General features: G+C 66.4%; 12 protein-coding genes. 10 read left to right on the top strand and 2 right to left on the bottom strand.

Going from position 1 to position 17,673, the window contains the following annotated elements; all coding sequences use genetic code 11:
* The first annotated feature begins 54 nt into the window (after positions 1-54).
* From AC1ECK_RS22520 to AC1ECK_RS22510, 3 genes are all read left to right on the top strand, one after another.
* A complete protein-coding gene (locus tag AC1ECK_RS22520) occupies positions 55-939 on the top strand; it encodes a LysR substrate-binding domain-containing protein (protein WP_480322876.1) in 885 nt (294 codons plus the stop codon).
* A gap of 95 nt (positions 940-1,034) precedes the next feature.
* Positions 1,035-1,670: a GNAT family N-acetyltransferase gene (locus tag AC1ECK_RS22515; protein ID WP_480322874.1), complete on the top strand. Its 636-nt coding sequence runs from the start codon at positions 1,035-1,037 to the stop codon at positions 1,668-1,670.
* Between the two features lie 72 nt (positions 1,671-1,742).
* A complete protein-coding gene (locus AC1ECK_RS22510; RefSeq protein ID WP_480322872.1) occupies positions 1,743-2,066 on the top strand; it encodes a hypothetical protein in 324 nt (107 codons plus the stop codon).
* Between the two features lie 140 nt (positions 2,067-2,206).
* Here AC1ECK_RS22510 and AC1ECK_RS22505 read toward each other — a convergent pair whose 3' ends face one another.
* On the bottom strand, positions 2,207-3,631 hold the full coding sequence (locus tag AC1ECK_RS22505; RefSeq protein WP_480322870.1) for a sensor domain-containing diguanylate cyclase: 1,425 nt from the start codon (positions 3,629-3,631) through the stop codon (positions 2,207-2,209).
* A gap of 62 nt (positions 3,632-3,693) precedes the next feature.
* Entirely contained in the window at positions 3,694-4,242 is a 549-nt protein-coding gene (locus AC1ECK_RS22500) for a hypothetical protein (RefSeq protein ID WP_480322868.1), read from the bottom strand.
* Between the two features lie 505 nt (positions 4,243-4,747).
* Here AC1ECK_RS22500 and AC1ECK_RS22495 point away from each other — a divergent pair.
* The 7 genes from AC1ECK_RS22495 to pelG all read left to right on the top strand — a co-directional run bounded on the left by AC1ECK_RS22495 (position 4,748) and on the right by pelG (position 17,663).
* Positions 4,748-7,444: a bifunctional glycoside hydrolase/polysaccharide deacetylase family protein gene (locus AC1ECK_RS22495; RefSeq protein ID WP_480323052.1), complete on the top strand. Its 2,697-nt coding sequence runs from the start codon at positions 4,748-4,750 to the stop codon at positions 7,442-7,444.
* Positions 7,434-11,396: a tetratricopeptide repeat protein gene (locus AC1ECK_RS22490; protein ID WP_480322866.1), complete on the top strand. Its 3,963-nt coding sequence runs from the start codon at positions 7,434-7,436 to the stop codon at positions 11,394-11,396. The genes AC1ECK_RS22495 and AC1ECK_RS22490 overlap by 11 nt, the downstream gene beginning before the upstream one ends.
* A 109-nt stretch (positions 11,397-11,505) precedes the next feature.
* Positions 11,506-12,075 (top strand): penicillin-binding protein activator LpoB, encoded by a 570-nt coding sequence (locus AC1ECK_RS22485; RefSeq protein ID WP_480322864.1) that lies wholly within the window; start codon positions 11,506-11,508, stop codon positions 12,073-12,075.
* Positions 12,076-12,165: 90 nt separating this feature from the next.
* Positions 12,166-13,623, top strand: coding sequence for a PelD GGDEF domain-containing protein (locus AC1ECK_RS22480; RefSeq protein ID WP_480322862.1), 1,458 nt, complete (start codon positions 12,166-12,168; stop codon positions 13,621-13,623).
* Positions 13,616-14,665, top strand: coding sequence for a hypothetical protein (locus tag AC1ECK_RS22475; RefSeq protein WP_480322860.1), 1,050 nt, complete (start codon positions 13,616-13,618; stop codon positions 14,663-14,665). Before AC1ECK_RS22480 ends, AC1ECK_RS22475 begins: the two co-directional genes overlap by 8 nt.
* Positions 14,662-16,290, top strand: coding sequence for a GT4 family glycosyltransferase PelF (gene pelF / locus AC1ECK_RS22470; RefSeq protein ID WP_480322858.1), 1,629 nt, complete (start codon positions 14,662-14,664; stop codon positions 16,288-16,290). Before AC1ECK_RS22475 ends, pelF begins: the two co-directional genes overlap by 4 nt.
* Positions 16,290-17,663, top strand: coding sequence for an exopolysaccharide Pel transporter PelG (gene pelG / locus AC1ECK_RS22465; protein ID WP_480322856.1), 1,374 nt, complete (start codon positions 16,290-16,292; stop codon positions 17,661-17,663). The genes pelF and pelG overlap by 1 nt, the downstream gene beginning before the upstream one ends.
* Positions 17,664-17,673 lie beyond the last annotated feature (10 nt).

Genomic DNA, 17,673 nt, shown 5'->3' with positions numbered 1-17,673 from the left:
TCGCGACGTTAAGATAAGCTGATATTTCTTATGCCGACATCAAGGGCCTTGATAATGCGTGATCTCGATAGCAGCTTGCTGCGCGCCTTCGTGACGGTCGCGGAGACCGGCGCGGTCAGTGCCTCGGCCACCCGTCTGGCGCGCACCCAGGCGGCCGTCAGCATGCAGTTGCGGCGGCTCGAGGAAGAGGTCGGGCAACGCTTGCTGGACCGCTCGCCGCGCGGTGTGCGTCTGACCGAAGCCGGCCACCGGCTGCTGCCGTATGCGCATACGATCCTCGGCGCGGGAGCCGATGCGCGCCGGGCGCTGAGCGCGGAGCAGGTGGCGGGCACCGTGCGCCTCGGCCTGCTCGAAGATATTGCCGTGGGGCGGTTGCCGCATGCATTGCGGCGCTTCTCGTCGGCTTATCCGCAAGTGGCGCTGGAGATCGTCGTCGATAGCAGCGAGGCGTTGTCGAACCGGCTGGGCGAGGGCAGTCTGGATGTGGTCGTAGGCGATCCGGCGCTGATCGACGCGACGCCGCTGTTTGCGTGGACCCAGCCGCTCTTCTGGGTCGGCGCGCGTGGCTTTAGCCGTGCGGCCGACGAGCCTCTGGCGATCGTCGCGTTCGGCGCCGGGTGTCTTTGGCAACAGCAGGTCTTGACCTTGCTGCGGCGCGCCGGCTTTGCATGGCGCATCGTTTGCACCAGCACCAGCTTGCCGGCCGTGCAGTCGGCGGTGGAGGCGGGACTCGGCGTCGGGGTGCTGCTGGAAGGCAATATCCGCCCTGACGCGATGCGCGTGCTCGGCGCGAACGACGGCTTGCCCGAGCCGCCCACCGCCGACTTTGGCTTGTTCGCGCGCAGCAGCGGCGCTAGCCAGGCGGCGGCCGTGCAGGCCTTGCAGACGTTTCTGTGCGAGGAGTTGCAGCTCGGCGAGACGGTGCCGCAACTGGTGTGAGGCTCCGCGTCCCCCGCAGTTTTTACGGGATTTTTTCTTGCGGGCGTTCCCCGGCCAAACCTACACTTCAAGTAACCCGATGAATGTGGATGGTCATGGTGAAACAGCGCGCAGCCCGGCAACAGCCAGTCCAGATCGACTATGTACGGCACGGCTTCGGCCGCATCGAACTGCGACGTTTCGATCCGGCGCGCGATTCGTTCGATGCGCTCACAACCATGCTGCACCGTGCGTTCGAGCGGCTCGGCTCCATGGGCCTGAACTGCACCTGCGTCGATCAGAGCGCCGCTGTCACCCGCTCGCGGGCCCAGCGCGGCGACTGCTACGTGGCGGTATGCGACGGCCGGATCGTCGGCACCATGACGCTCTATGCGCCCGATAGCGATTCGCCGTGCGAGCTCTACCGGCACGGCGACGTTGCCAGCCTGCGTCAGGTCGGCGTCGAACCGGCCTGGCAGGCGCGCGGCATCGGTACGCTGCTGCTGGCTTTTGCGGACCACTGGGCCGCTACGCGTGGCTATGCGGAACTCGCCCTCGACACGCCGCAGCCGGCCGCTCATCTGATCGCGTTCTATCGCGGTCATGGCTTTCGCATCGTCGACTTCCAGCGCTTTGACGGCAAACGCTACGACAGCGCGATCCTCAGCAAACCCGCCGTGGTTGCGCGCAGCCTCGCCAACTGGTCGCAGCGGCTCGAACTGCCGCGCCGCCAGATCGCCTGCGCGGCATGAGCGGCCATGCACGACCCCTTGAATTGACCCGCAGAAGGACCGAAGAAACCGATGGTGCGCCCAAGACCGGGAATGATGCTCCGAGGCATGCTCAAGGTCCTGCTGATCGCGATTGCGGTGAGCCAGGTCCTGACCACCGCGTTCACGTTGTTAGCACACCAGATCGATCCGGCGCTCTCGCCGCAGATCGTCACGGTGTTCGGCTTCGTGACTTGCGGCCTGGTATCGACGTGGCTGCAGGCCGACGCGCGCCGCGCGTTCGGCTTCGCAAGGCAGAAGGGTTTCATCGCGGCTGCGCGCGACGGCCAGCCCGGGCCGCAGATTGCAGCCGATTGTCCACGGCGCTGGCTGGTCGTACTGCATAGCGAGCTGAATCCTGGCGCAGCGACGCTTTAATTCGCCTGGTGTAGCGCTCGTCACTTGTCTTCCAAGGGGACTTCCTTCGGGGCGTTTGGCTCGGCCAAGCGGCGCTCCTCGCTTCTTGCACTGCGGCCGGCAACCCATGTTCGCAAGCCCGTTATTGGCGTGAACAGGTCCTAATGCGCATGCACGGAAGCCGAGGACGCCGCCGCGCCCGCCGCGCGTGACAGCGGCGCCGCGGGCCAGGCCGTCACGCGATTGCGGCCCGCTTCCTTCGCGCGGTACAGCGCCGCGTCGGCCTGCGCGAGGAGTTCGGCGGCCGGGATCGGCGCATCGGGGCCGGAGGTCGCCACACCAATCGATACGCTCACGCAGTCCGCCTCGGCGAACCGCGCCGCGACGGCGAGCCGCTCGACCTCTGCATGCAGCGTGTCGGCAATGTGCACGGCCGTCTCGCGGTCGCAGTCCGGCAGCACGACCACGAACTCTTCGCCGCCGAAGCGGGCGACAAAATCGCCGCTGTGCCGCAGACCTGCCTGCAACGCGCCGGCCACCGCGACGAGGCATTCGTCGCCACGCAGATGGCCGAACGTATCGTTAAAGAGCTTGAAGTGGTCGATGTCGACCATCAGGATCGAGAGTGCGCGTTGCTCCACGCTGGCCTGGGCGAGGGCCAGCGGGTAGCGCTCTTCGAAATAGCGCCGGTTGAAAATGCCGGTCAGGCCGTCGCGCGATGCGTATTCGGCGAGCCGTGCATTGGCCGCATGCAGTTCGCGGTACAGATGGCTGATCTCCCAGATCAGCACGCCGAGCACGGTGCTCGACGCCAGCACCGATTCGAGCCGCGCGACGTACCAGCCTACGCTGAAGCGCGCGTTCGCCACCAGCGTCACGACCACGTCGCCAAGGCCGGCGAAGAGCGCCACGCCGAGCCACAGTTCGAGCAGGGTCCGCAAGCGCGTGGTGATCACCAGATAGAGCAGCGCGCCCGCGCTCAGCAACGCGACCCCGATACCCGAGGGGCTATGCATCAGGCGCTGGTAGGAGTGGCCGTCGACGAGCGGGGGCAGCGCCGAGGCGCCGCGAATGGCCAGCGCACACAGCAGCAACGACAGGCATACCGGGCCACCGACCAGAGCGAGGCCGGCGAGGCGGAGTTTGACGCGCGGCAGCGGGTTGGGGAAGCGGCGCCGTACGCACAGCGCGACGACGATCAGCAAGGGCGAGCCGCAATGCCAGAAGGCCCAGATCCATACTGCGCTTTGTGGTCCGGCGCCGAGCAGGCCGGTTGCCGAGAACACGCCGGGGAACACCATCAACTGGATCGCCACCGTCACCGCGGTGTACGCATAGGCGCCCGCGAGAGCGGCCAGGAACGCGCCTCTGGTGATGAAGAATTGTGTCCACAGCAGATAGGCGGTGAGGCCTTCGGTGGTGAACACGGCCATCGCAAACAGCGGCAGGAATGCAGCCACCCTGGGCTCGGCGACCTTGGCCAGCGGCAGCGCCGCCAGCACCACGCACAGAATGAAACCGGCCACGCCATAGGCCGCGATGCGATGGTGGCGGCTGACCGCCAGACTCATGATGCTGCTCTTCATGCAACGCTTGGCTGGAAGGGTGACAGAAATTTTGAAAGGTTTTAGAAAGACTCTCGGGAGGCCTAATGAAACATACCCAAGGCGCATTCTATCGGCAGGTTTGCGATTTGGGCGCGGCTTGCAGGCCGCAGGGGCGGATTTTGTTCTGCGCTGTTGGGCAATTGCCGCAAGTACATCTGGTTTGTGTGAGCGGTATCGATTTCACCCGCCCGGGTTTGCAGATACCAGCACTGAATGCCGGCCGAAGGCAGCCCATCGTGCGGCAACAGTTTTCTGCATGACGGCAGCTTCTCTGGCGAGCGCCATGCCGGTGCCGGCCTGAACGTGCAGTGTTTGCGCCGCATCAATTGCGCCGGAAATGATTCTTCGAATGATCCGGAAAAGACCGCAAATGCGGACGATTGAGGCCGGGGATATTCCCACATAAAAGAATGATTAACGTCTTGCGAAGTCGTTTGCGATAACGTTTGCGCGGGTTTCCTAAAGGTTAAAAATTGGAACGACCGTGCGGTGCCGAACGTACGAATTAAAGTGTTAAACATGGTCAAAGGAAATTCGAAATCCGGAATCGCCTTGCTTCCGGAAAACGTTTGCGCTAGTCCATTTGTCACGGTTCATCTCATAATTCGCTGTCATTCCTCTGACCAGGTTAAAACAGGGTAATAACCTGTCGTAAAAATAATGATTCCAGCATTGGCGGGACGCGTTAGAATGCGCGCCAATTCGTTGTGTCAGTCTGTGCGTTTTGCGCCGCGATCAATCCTGTCGGTAGCTGCGTGAATCTGGCTGTTGGTTTTTCCCGTATAGGGAAAGCTTGCCGGTAAATACCGGTGGCGTTTGAAGTCGAATCGGTAGATTTGGCCTGATTGGCATGGCCGTGTATCGCCGGTTGCCAATAAAACATCCAAAGCGATCATAAGGAATCGGATGCGAATCGGAATTGCGCCGATATTCGGTGTGCGAGCGGGGGCTCTCGGGGGAGCGCTGCTCGTCAAGCGAGTTGCAGGGCACGCGATTATCGCGGGGCGGGCCGGTTTTAAAAGCTCATACCGCCTGAAGCCCTCAGCCGGGCGCACGCCGAGTGCGCGTGCGGCGCGTTGCTGCGCGCCGCTGCTGATGGCGCTTGCCGTGCTCGGCGCCGGCGCCGCGCCGTGGCAGGACGCCCACGCAGCCGATGCCTCCGCGAGTGCCGCCGGCCACGCGCTGCAGCCGAATCTCGCCTTCTTCTACGCCGTCAACCCGCCGGTCGATCTGCTGCAGGCCTTCGATGCCGTGGTGCTCGATCCCGCACGCGGCTTCGATCCGGCGGCACATCCGCTGGCACATACCGTCTGGATTGCCCGCCTGCGTCCCGCCGACCCCGGTACGACGCCCGAACAGGTGGTCCAGTTCGTCGAGCCGTTGTGGGCGCACGGCTATCGCGGCTTCCTGCTCGACACGCCGGCGGCGCTTGCCGCAGCCGAAGCGATCCGCGCCGCGCATCCCGAGGCACGCCTCGTCGCCGCCGGGCCCAACGCGCTGCAGGCCGCCACACTGCACGCGAAAGCGCTCTATGCGGTGGTGGGCGACTCGCTCGTGCGCGGCCTCAACGACAGCGGCACCTTGCCGGTCGAGGTGCCGGACGCGATCCGCGCGAGCCGCCTCGCCGCGGCGCGCAGCTTCACGCAGCAGACCGGCGTGCCGGCGGTCTCGCTCGAGTATTGCCCGCGCACCGACCGCGACTGTGCCCGCAGCACGGCGGCGCAGGTGCTCGCGAGCGGCGTGGTGCCCTACGTGACGAGCGCCGCCCGCGATATCGTCGGCGTGGGGGCGCTCGAAGTCCTGCCGCGCAAGATCCTCGTCGTGCAGGACCGCGACACCAAAGAGCCGCTTGATCTGAGCGTCGGCGTGCGCGATCTCGCCACGCCGCTCAATTACCTCGGCTACGACGTCGAATACGCCGACTTCTCGAAACCCCTGCCGGCCAACGTCACGCCGGACCGCTATGCGGGCGTGGTCGCCTGGCTGCAGGGCAACGCCTTGCCCGACCCGCAGGCCTGGCAGCGCTGGGTCGCCGCGCGCATCGTCGACCATGTGCCGGTGGTGTTCCTCGGCCAGTTCGGCTTCGACCCGGCCGGCGCGCTCGGCGATGCGCTCGATCTGCAGGCCGTGCCGGGCACGATGGCCGCACCGGTGAACGTGATCGCCCGCGACCCGATGGTCGGCTTCGAGATCGATCCGCGGCCCGATCCGCGCGATCTGCTCGGCGTGCGGGTCGGCGTGAAGAGCCATGCGCTGCTGCGCGTGTCGGCCAACGGCGCGCTGATCGACCCGGTCGCGCTGACGCCTTGGGGCGGCTATGCGCTCAATCCGTACACCTCGGTGTCGCTCGACAGCATCGGCCAGGAGCGTTGGGCCATCGAGCCGCTCAAGTTCCTCACCGCGGCGCTGCGTCTGCAGACCATGCCGTCGCCGAGCGTCACGACCGAAAACGGCCGGCGCCTGTTGATGACCCATGTCGACGGCGACGGCTTCGCCTCGCGCGCCGAATTCCCCGGCCCCGACTATTCGGGCGAAGCGCTCTATCAGCAGATTTTCACGCGCTACAAGATTCCGATGACGCTTTCGGTGATCGAAGGGGAGGTGGGTCCGGCGGGGCTGTATCCGAAGCTCTCGCCGCGTCTGGAAGAGATTGCCCGCAAGATGTTCGCGCTGCCGTATGTGGAGATCGGCACGCATACCTATTCGCACCCATTCCAGTGGGAAGACGTGGACAGCAGCACCGGCGCCAAGGTGGACCGCGGCGGCGGCGATGCGGCGTTCTCGCTGAACATTCCGGGCTACCGGTTCAATATCGACCGCGAAGTGAGCGGCTCGATCGACTACATCAACTCGCGCCTCGCGCCCCCCGGCAAGAAGACCGTCGTGCTGCAGTGGTCCGGCGATTGCCAGCCGCCCGGCATCGTGGTGCGTAAGGTGTACGAAGCAGGCGTCTACAACTTCAACGGTGGCGATACCGTCATCACGAAGTCCGCGCCGAGCTGGACCAATATCGCACCGATCGGCGTCGACAAGGGAGCGGGCGCCTACCAGGTGTACGCGCCGAACCAGGACGAGAACGTTTATACGAACGACTGGCAGGGGCCGTTCTACGGCTTCACGCGCGTGCTCGAAACCTTCGACATGACCGACCGGCCGCGCCGCTTCAAGCCGATCGATATCTACTACCACATGTATAGCGGCACCAAGGTGGCCTCGCTGCGTGCGCTCGAGCAGATTTTCTCGACCGTGCTGACGCAACCGGTGCTGCCCGTGCATGTGACCGACTACATCCGTAAGGTGCTCGACTGGCGCTCGTTTGCGGTGGCGCGCCAGGTGGGCAGCCGCGACGGCTGGGTGGTGCGCGGCGACGGCGAAGTGCGCGAGCTGCACTGGCCGGGCACGAATGCGCCGCTGCTCGACGGCGCCTCCGGCGTCACCGGTTTCGCCGCCGGCCCGGACGGCACCTATATCCATATCGATGGTGGCGCTGCGCGCTTTTCCTTCGGCGCCGATAGTACCGGTGGCGCAGGTGGCGCGCATGCGCTGCCGTACATCGCCGAGGCCAATGGTTTCGTGCGCAACTTCCGCTATACCGCCAACGGCATGAGCTTCGAGTTCGGCGGCTACTATCAGCCGTTCGTCACGCTCGCCAATGCGCAGACCTGTAGCGCGAGTGTTGCCGGCAAGCCGGTGGTTGCGCGGCGCGACGGTGCCCTGCTGCGTTTCGATACCCAGGGTGTGGCCGCGCAGCAGGTCGAGTATCAACGTGTCGAGATCGGCTGTGGACACTAGCCGCCCACGCATTGCCTCCCCGGGGCTGGTGCTGCTGCTCGCAGCCGTGGTGGTGCTGATTTTTTACGCCACTTATCCGGGCGGTGGCCTGCGTGAACGGATGAGCGCGGCGGCCGAGCCGAGCGAGCTGAGTGCAGCCTATCTGGAGGCCTGGCTGCGCGTGCAGCCCGACAATGCCGAGTTGCTCACCACGCTCGGCGCGCAGTACGCGCAGCTAGGCCGTAACGACGACGCGGAGCGGATCGCCCAGCGCATGGAAGACCAGCATACCGAGGCGCTGCATCGCGCCGCAGTCATGTTGCGTCTGACGGTGGCCGAGCAGGAGGCGTTTGCGATCCCGGCCGCGGACCCGCGCCGCGCGGCGGCGCTCGCGACGTTGCGCGCGCGCTTTGCGGCGGTGGCCGGCCTCGCATGGGACAACACGGAACTGGAGATACTCGCCTCCCGCGCCGCCGAGATCGACGCGCCGGAGCTGGCGGTGCAACTGTATGCGCGGCTGGCGGCCCAGGACCCGCAGGACCGCCGGCGCTGGAATGCCGAGGTGGCGAAGTATGGGCTGTGGGTCGGCCAGTACCGCCGCGCCGCGGCTGCCTGGTTTCAGCAGGAGACCGACGCAAGGACCCGCGACGAGCAGCGTCGTTGCTTCATTGCGGGCATTCGCGCGCTGCAGTCGGGCAACCTGCTGGTCGAGGCGCTGCAGGCGGCCGACGAACACGTCGGCGCGCTCGCCGACGACCGCGATACGCTGATCGTGCTGCTGAACCTGGCGCGTGCCGCGCAACGGCCGGACCGGGTCGACCAGTATGCGAAGGCGCTGATGAAATACAGCAGCGCGCAACCCCGCGAGCCGCGTGGCGGCCTGGCACTCGCCTCGCTGGTGTTGAGGAGAGGGCGGCAACTCGGGCGCGCACCCGAGGCTTATGCGTATATGGATGGCCCGCAAGGCGGCAGCGGCATGCGGCCGTGGGCATCGGTGCGCGTGTTGAGGGCTGCGGCGAGCATTGCGGCGAGCGGTAACCGGGCGAGCCCGAGCCAAGCGAGTGAAGCAGGCAGCGCCGCTGCGCCCGCAGCATCGGGAACGCCCCCGGCCGACATCGATGTCGCGAGCCTCGTCTACCAGTCGTTCCTCGAATCGAGCGACCTCGACAACGCGCAGAAGGTCGCCGCCGCGCAGGTTGCGAAGGATCCGCATTCGGCGCTCTGGCTCAAGCGTCTTGCTCAGGTGGCCGAATGGAACCGCGCGGCGCCGCTCGCGCTGCAGTCGTGGCTCGGCTACGCGCAGGCGTCGAACGATCCGCTTGGCTGGAGCAACGTGCTGCGTCTCGCGCCGATGCTCAACGACGACTCGGCCTATCTCGCTGCACTCGTGCATGCCTCGAACGCCTCGCCGGGCGACCTCAAGCTGGTGGACTCGGTGATCGCCACGTACGAGCGCCTCGGCCGCCCGGACGACGGTCTCGCTTTCCTGCAGGCGCATCAGCGCGACGCAGGCAGCCACGCGATCGACGAACGCATGGCGCTGCTTGCCGAGCGCGCCGGTCACGACGACGAGGCGCTCGCCATCTGGCGCAAGCTGCAGGCGAGCGAGCCTGGCAACACCTCGTATGCGCTGCATGCCGCGAGCATCCTGTACCGCCAGGGCAAGTACGCCGAAGCGCTCGCCGCGCTGGAGCGGTCTCGTGCCGGCGCGCGCGACGACGACGTGCTGTTCTGGCGCAACGACGCGCAGCTCGCCCGCCTGCTGCAACAGGACAAGGTGGCGAACGACGCGTACCGGCATCTGCTCGCAAGCGGCGCGGAAACGCCTGAAGATCTGAGCGCGATGACGTACTTCTACGACGCGTATCCGCTCGACGCCGGCCGCACCGCGCAGTTGCAGTACGAGCGCGACCACACGCCACGCGCGCTGCAAGAAGCGATCTATTACTACACCACCGCGCAGGCGCCGCAGCGCATCGCCGCCTTGCTCGATGGCCTCACGCCGGACGAGCGCGCCGCAGCCGAACAGTCGCCGGGCTTTCTCGGCGTGCGCGCCGAGTACTACCGGCAGACCGACCGGCCGCTCGACGCGCTGCACGATCTGGAGCGCGCCGTGGATTTGCCGGGCGCCACGCCGGAAGTACGTGCCGCGCTGCTCTGGTCGCTGGTCGACTACGGCAGCGACGCCGAGTTGCGTCGCGCGCTCATGCGCTGGCGCGACGACGCTGCACAGGACAGCCTGCTGTGGGGGCCGTTCGCCGCGGCGGAGCTGCGCAGGAACCGGCCGGTCGCGGCGCTGCAGTATCTGCGTTTGCAGTCGGCGCTGATGTCGCGCGACCCGCTCTGGCTGTTGACGCTGGCCGACGCGCAGGAGATGGCGGGGCGGCCCGATCTCGCCTGGTCGCTGCGCCGCAAGGTGTGGCACCAGATCGAGCTCGACGGGCAGGCGCTGCGCACGGGCGGCAGCGGCGCCCAGGCGGCGCTCGGGCGGCGCGCCTCGCAGGATGCCGAAGCGCGCGAACAGGTGCGCGGCCGACGCGTCTCGCTGGCGGAAATCTTTGCCGACGCCGATGTGTCCAGAGGACTGCTTGACGATCTGCTGAAGCAAGACGGTGCGCGCGCCGACAACGCCGCGGTGCGCCGCACGCTGCTCGGCGATGCGCCGGGCCTGCCGCCCGCACCGCCGGCCGTCAAGACGCCGGACGATGGACGCCTCAAGTCGGCGGTGGCGAAAGACGTCGCTGTGGCATGGGCCTTGTCGCACGAGGCGAATCCGCTTGCCAAGCGCTGGCTCGCCGAGCAGTACGTCAACCGTCTCGCGCAGCCGGCCGACTCGCAACTTGCGATCGCGCTGGCCGAGGGCGACACGGCGAGCATGGAGCGGCTCGTCGACAAGGAGGGCGCGCGCCTGCCGCTGTATGGCCGCATCGACGCGAGCATCGCGCTCGACCGTCCCGGCCAGGCCGAGCAACTGGCGTTCAACGGGCTCGACGGGGCGCCGGAGGACACTGAATTGCATACGCGCCTCGTCGATACGGCGCTCGGCTGGCCGCAATCGCTCGGCACCACGGTGGAGAGCTACGTCGAGCATCCGCTCGACTACGTGGAGCAGACCCTCAACGGCAGCATCAAGGTGGCGGATCGCTACATGATCGGCGTGACCGGCACGCAGCGCTACCAATGGTCGGTCGACCGGACGCAACTGGTGAACGTGCCGGGCGTGGACCGCGCGCTCGATTTCTTCGTGCGCCGGCAGACGCTCGATACCGCGTTGCAGGTGACAGGCGGCCGGCGCGAAGGGCTCGACAGTTTCTATACGCTCGATATTGCCGGCGAACTCGGCCGCAACTCGACCTTGACGCTGACGGGCAGCGCCGGCCGCGACCAGAGCGCGACCGAGTCGCAGGCGCTGCTGGTCGGCGGCATGAAGGACAACCTGGTCGGCGGCTTCACCTGGCGCATGACGCCGCGCATCTACGCGTCGGGCACCGTCGAGGCGGATCGCTTCTACAGCCAGGCGCGCGATTACCTGGGCAGCGGCGTGCTGTCCTCGGGCGAACTCGGCTACAAGATCCGCACCGACTATCCGGACTTTACCGTGCGTCTCGCAGGCGTGCGCGGCGCATATGGCGCGAGCGGCGAGGCCGATGCGCTGATCTCGCGTCTCGCGCCGCTCAGCGCAGGCCCGACCAGCGCCGCCACCTTCATGCCGCAGACCTATGCGCAGTACGGCCTGTTCTTCGGCTTCGGCAACGACCTGCTCGATCAGTACACGCATCGCTGGCGACCGTTCCTCGACGTCGGCATCGTGCACAACTCGCTGCAGGGGTGGGGGCCGCAGGTCAGTGTGGGGGTGGCCGGCAGCGTGTTCGGCGGCGACCATGCGGCGCTGTACCTGGAGCATGAAAGCGTGTCGCAGGTCGGTTCGGCGCCGATCACGGTAATCGGCGCCCGTTATAGCTGGTTCTACTGATAGAGCGAAGCGGCTGCGCTTCGATGCGGTGCGGCATGCGGCAAGACTGCCTGGATGCGCGCCGCAGCGCAACTGGAACACATATCGACGTTATCTGAGGAGTGCTTCAATGAACGGATTCAAGGGTGGTAGGCGTCTGGCCTGGTGGTCTTCATGGTCTTCGTGGTGCATGGCGGCACTGGCCGCGTCGCTGCTGCTGGCGGGCTGCGGGACGCTCAGGCACACCGCTGCGCCGACGCTGGGCGCGAGCGATCCGGTGGCCGTGGCAACCATTGCGAACTACACGGAAACGCCGTCGGCCGGCGGTAGCGCGGCCTCGATCGCGGCCAGCGTGCTGCGCGCCAATGGCCTGAAGGACGTGCGCCTGGCGCCCGCCGAGGCCGGTTCCAACGCGCTCTTCGACACGGCGCAGCGTGAAGGCGCGGAGCAGAAGCTCGCATGGGCGCAGTCGCAGCAGGTCAAGTACATCCTGACCGGTGCCGTCGAGGAGTGGCGCTACAAGACCGGCGTCGACGGCGAGCCGGTGGTCGGGCTGACGCTCGAACTGATCGACGTGCAGTCGGGCCAGGTGGTCTGGAGCGCGACGGGCGCGCGCAGCGGCTGGAGCCGTTCGAGCCTGTCGAGCGTGGCGACTTCGCTGATCGGCAGCGTGCTGGCGCCGCTTGCGCCGCGCCACTAAGTTGTGTCACTGAGTTACGTCACTCAGTTACGTAACTAAGCCGCTCGCGGGCCGTTGAATTGCATTACGCCATGTCATAAGGAAAGGGCCGTGAATACCGCTGCCATGCCACCTGCGCCACCTGCTTCCGCTGCCGCGAAGACGCGCACCTCGAATCCCTTCGGCAACCTGGGGCGCGTGCGCCGTTTCATGATGCCGGCCGTGACACGGCCGTTCGCCATTGTCGAGACGGTCGTGTTCATGGCGGCCGTGGTCGGCGTGAGCTGGCTGGCGGACCATCGCGATCCCTTGCTGCTGCATGCGGGATTTCCATGGTTGTGGCTCGCGCCCTTGATCGTCGCGCTGCGCTACGGCACCTTGCCTGGCCTTTTGGCGGGCGCGATGCTGCTCGGCGCGTGGAAGCTGCTGTATCCGGCCACCGATCCCTGGCCGGTGATGGTGTTCGTCGGCGGGCTGCTACAGACCGTGATTGCCGGCCATTTCGGCGATACCTGGGGTCATCGCGCGGCCCGCGCCTCGACCATCAACGGCTATCTGAACGACCGGCTGGTGGCGATCACCAACAGCCACTATCTGATGCGCCTGTCGCACGAGCGGCTCGAGAAAGATCTGTTGTCGAAGCCGACTACGCTGCGCGATTCGATTACCGAGCTGCGACGCCTGTCGGTGACGACCGGGGACGCGGAGCTGGGCAGCGTGCCGGCCGGCGCGGTGCACGCCGGACAGGCGCAGGCAGGCGCCGCGCCGCTGCGTGCCTTGCCGAACGCGCACGGCCTGCTCGAATTCGTCGCCCAGGTATGCCAGATCGAAGTCGCGGCGCTCTACCCGGCGCGCAACGGCCGGCTCGGCACCGAGGCCGCCGCGCGGGTGGGCGACGACTTCGAGCTGGCGCCCAACGACGAGCTCGTCGCGCACGCCATCAGTACCATGAGCGTCGCGCATCTGAAAACCGAGGACATTCCGGCCGCGCAATCGCAGTACCTGGTGTGCGCGCCGCTGGTGAGCGCCGACGGCCAGTTGCTGGCGATGCTCGTCATCAAGCGCATGCCGTTCCTCTCGCTGAACTTCGACAACCTGCAACTGCTGCTGGTGCTGCTCGGCTACTACGCGGACGGCGTGGAGCATGCGAGCCTCGTGGAAGGCATTCTCGCGGCTGTGCCTGGGTGTCCGTACGACTTCGCACTCGACCTCGGACGCCTCACGCGCCTGCAGCGCGATGCCGGCATCGCTTCGTCGATGGTGGCGCTGGCGTTCCCGCGCGACGAAGCCGGCGACTCGCTGTTCGAACACGTGATCCGCCGCCGCCGTGCGCTCGATCTGATGTGGCCGGTGCAAACCGCCTCGCAGTCGGTGCTGGTGAATCTGATGCCGGCCACCGACACGACCGGCATCGACGGCTATCTGGCGCGCATCGAAGCCAGCCTCTCGGCCCAGTTCAATCTGGATCTGGAGAGCGCCCGCGTCGGCGTGCATACGCTGCACCTGGGCGCCATGGAGCCGGGTCCGGCGCTGCAGCGCCTTCTGAAGCGAAGCGGCCTCGATGTCTAAGCCCACGTCCTCCGCCGTCGAGGTGCTGCTGTCAGCGGCGCTGTCTGCCGTGCTGTTTACCGCGCTGTTTACCGGTTACGTGCTGGTGGAGTACCTGGCTTACCTGAGCGTCGTGCATGCGCCGGCGGGGCTCGATCCGCTGCTGGCCGGTTTCGCGGCCCAGGCGCTGGTGGCGCTCGTGCAGGCGCTGCTGTTGCGGTGGCTGCTGCCCGTACGCTACCGCGAACCGCGCCTGTGGACACTTCTGCTGTTGTGGGCGCTATGCACGTTCGTGCCGCTTGGCGGCGGTCTGGTTCTGCTGGCGAGCTGTATCTGGGCTGCGTGGTTTCCCGGAAAGCACGAAAGCGATCTGCTCGCCGACGTGCCGCGCCCCGAGTTCGTCACCTACCTGGTGTCGCGGGTCTCGCACGGCGGCGGCGCCCGTTTGCAGGCACGCCTCGTCAACACCCAGGTGTCGTCCACCGACCGCCTGAGCGCGCTCGTCGCGATCCAGAGCATGCCGACCCGCACCACCGGCAGCCTGCTGCGCGAACTGCTGGCCGATCCGATCGAGGACGTGCGTCTGATCGCCTACGGCACGCTCGACCAGGCCGAGAACGAGATCATGCAAAAGATCTTCGTCACCGGCAAAGCGCTCGAACAGGCCCAGGACGACAACGAGCGCCACGCCGTCAACCGGCGCCTCGCCGAACTGTATTTCGAGCTGGTCTATCAGAACCTCGTGCAGGGCGCCGTGTACCGCCATACGCTCGAACAGGCCGACCGCTACGCTCGCGCGGCGCTCGCCACCGACGAGAAGGATGCGGCGCTGTGGCTGATCCGCGGGCGCCTCGCGCTCGCCGAAGACCGGCCCGATGAGGCTGGGCAGTACATGGAACGCGCCCTTGAACTGGGCTTTCCGCGCGAACGGCTGATTCCGTGGCTCGCCGAAGTCGCGTTTCTGCGCGGCGATTACGGCCAGACCGGCCAGTTGCTCGCGACGCTCGGCAACGCGGCTGCGCTGCCGACGCTCAAACCCACTGTGAGTTACTGGTCGTCATGAAAGAGTCCCTGATGCGGCGCGCCGCCGATGCCGATGTCTGCCTGTTGCTGGAAGGCACCTTCCCGTTCGTGCGCGGCGGGGTGTCGAGCTGGGTCAATGAAATGCTGCGCGCTTATCCAGAGAAGCGCTTTGCGATTGTCTTCATCGGCAGCCGCGAGGAGGACTATAACGGTGCAGCTTATGCGTTGCCCGACAACGTCGTGCACCTGGAGACCCACTACCTCTACGAGGCGGCGCCGGCCGACACGCGCCGGCCGCGCGAGATCGAGGGCGACGCGGCGGCGTTCGCCAGATCGGCCGAACTGCATGCGGCGTTGCGCGATACGCGTGGCGCCGACGTCGGCGCACTGATGGCCGAGATGGTGCCGACGCTCGGCGAGCACGGCACGCTCAACGAAGCGCAGTTCCTGGCGAGCCGCCAGTCCTGGGAATTCATCGTCCAGCAGTACGAAAAGTACTGTACCGACCCGTCGTTTACCGACTACTTCTGGACCGTGCGGATCATGCATAAGCCGCTGTGGCAACTGGCGAACGTGGCCGAGAAGCTGATCCCGGCGCGCGTCTATCACACGGTTTCGACAGGCTATGCAGGCTTTCTCGGCGCGCTCCTGCACTACCGCACGGGGCGCCCGCTGCTGATTTCCGAGCACGGCATCTATACCAAAGAACGCAAGATCGACCTGCTGCAGAGCCAGTGGATTCGCGACAACCGCGGGGCGTTCGAGCGCGACATCTCGCGCATCAGCTATTTCCGCGAGTTATGGGTGCGCTTTTTCGAGGCGATCGGCAAGCTCGCGTACGACGCAGCCGACGAGATCGTCGCGCTGTATGAAGCGAACCGCCAGCGTCAGGTCGCCGACGGCGCCGCTGCCGAGCGTACCCGCAGCATTCCGAACGGCGTGGACGTGGACGGCCTCGCGCCGCTCGTCGGGCAACGCGTGGCGGGGCCGCACCGGGTCGTGGCGCTGATCGGCCGGGTGGTGCCGATCAAGGACATCAAGACCTTTATCCGCGCGATGTTCGTGGCCTCGCGCAGCATGCCTGATATCGAAGGCTGGATCATCGGGCCGGAAGAGGAAGACCCGGCCTATGCGCTCGAATGCCGCGCGCTGGTGGAGAGCCTGGGTCTTGCCGGCAATGTGAAATTCCTCGGCTTTCAGCGCATCGACGCGGTGCTGCCGAAAATCGACGTGATCGCGCTGACCTCGATCAGCGAGGCCTTGCCGCTGGTCGTGCTGGAGGGCTTCGCGGCGGGTATCCCGTCCATTACCACGGACGTGGGCGCCTGCCGCCAGATGATCGAGGGCTTCAGCGACGAAGACCGGGCTCTCGGCCGCGCCGGCGCGGTGGTGCAGATCGCCAATCCGGCGGCCTTCGCGCAGGCCGTGGTGGCCCTGCTGAACGACGACGCCCGCTGGCTCGACGCGCAGCAGGCCGGCCTCGCACGGGTGCGCCGCTACTACACCAAGGCGCAGATGACCGGCAGCTACCGTACCCTGTACGACCAGCTCGCCGCCGCGCCGGACGTGAGGCGCGGGGCGCGCAATCCTGCCTCGGGCGGCTGCCCGGTGCACCACGGCGCGTCGGCGGATGACCGCGCCGCTCAAAGCGGGGAGACACGTTAATGGCCGGGATTGGTTTCGAACTGCGCAAGATCCTCAAGCACGAGACGCTGTTCGGCGTGGCGCGCGCTTATGCGTATGCCGGCCTGATCAGCTCGGGGCCGCTGATCCTGTCGATCTTCGGCATCCTGATCATCGGCGTGATGAGCCTCGCCTTCGTGATACCGAAGTACGCGATCGTGCAGTTTCAGGTCTCCGTGACGTATCTGATCTCGCTCAGTCTCGTCCTGACCGGGCCGCTGCAACTGTCGTTTACGCGCTTCATCTCCGACCGTCTGTTCGAAAAGCGCGACGATCTGGTGCTGTCGAACTACAACGGTGTGGTGCTGGTCTGCACGCTTGCGGCCGGGCTGGTTGGCTTTGTAGCGATGCTGCTCGGGTTTCGCAGCGCGCCGCTGGCGTATCGCGTGCTGATGGTGGCGGGTTTCGTGGTGGTCAGCAACATCTGGATCGGAGTGATCTTCCTCTCCAGCGTCAAGCAGTACCGGCAGATCCTGTTTGTGTTCCTGATCGGCTACGGCTGTACCGTAGCGTTCGCCTTGCTGCTGAACCGGCATGGCATTGTCGGGCTGCTGGGCGGCTTCGTCGCGGGGCACCTCGTGCTGCTGGGCGGACTCTCAGGGCTGATTTACCGCAACTACCGCAGCGGGCGGCTGATCTCCTTTCAGGTATTCGACAAACGCTTCGCCTATCCGACGCTGGCGTTGGTGGGGCTGTTCTTCAATCTGGGCGTGTGGCTCGACAAGCTGATGTTCTGGTACGCGCCCGGCACCGGCTCGCCGGTCATTGGGCCGCTGCATGCGTCGGTGATCTACGATATCCCGGTGTTTATCGCTTACGTCTGCGTGATGCCCGGCATGGCGACGTTCCTGGTGCGCATCGAGGCGGACTTCGTCGAGTATTACGACGCCTTCTACGACGCCGTGCGCAGCGGCGCGACGCTGCGCCACATCAACGACATGCGCGACATGATGGTGGGCAGCGTGCGCGCCGGTCTCTATGAAATCATCAAGATTCAGGCAGTCGTGCTGTTGCTGATCATCGCCTTCGGACAACATGTGCTGCAGGCGCTGCATATTTCGACGCTCTACATGCCGCTTTTGACCGTCGACGTGATTGCCGCGAGCCTTCAGGTGGTGCTGCTGGGCCTGCTGAACGTCTTCTTCTATCTGGACGCGCGCCGCACGGTGCTGAAGCTGTGCATCGCGTTCGTGGCGCTCAATGGGCTGCTGACGTGGCTCACGCTGCGGATGAGCCCGAATGCCTACGGTTACGGCTTCGCGCTGGCGCTGCTGATTCTGGTGGTCGGCGCGGTGCTGACGCTGGATCGCAAGTTCGCCAGGCTCGAATACGAAACCTACATGCTGCATAACTGATAGCGCGAGA

This window comes from Paraburkholderia sp. SSBN10T, assembly GCF_056619545.1.
Note: the sequence above shows the minus strand (reverse complement) of the source record. Positions and strands in the feature narration are given on the sequence as shown.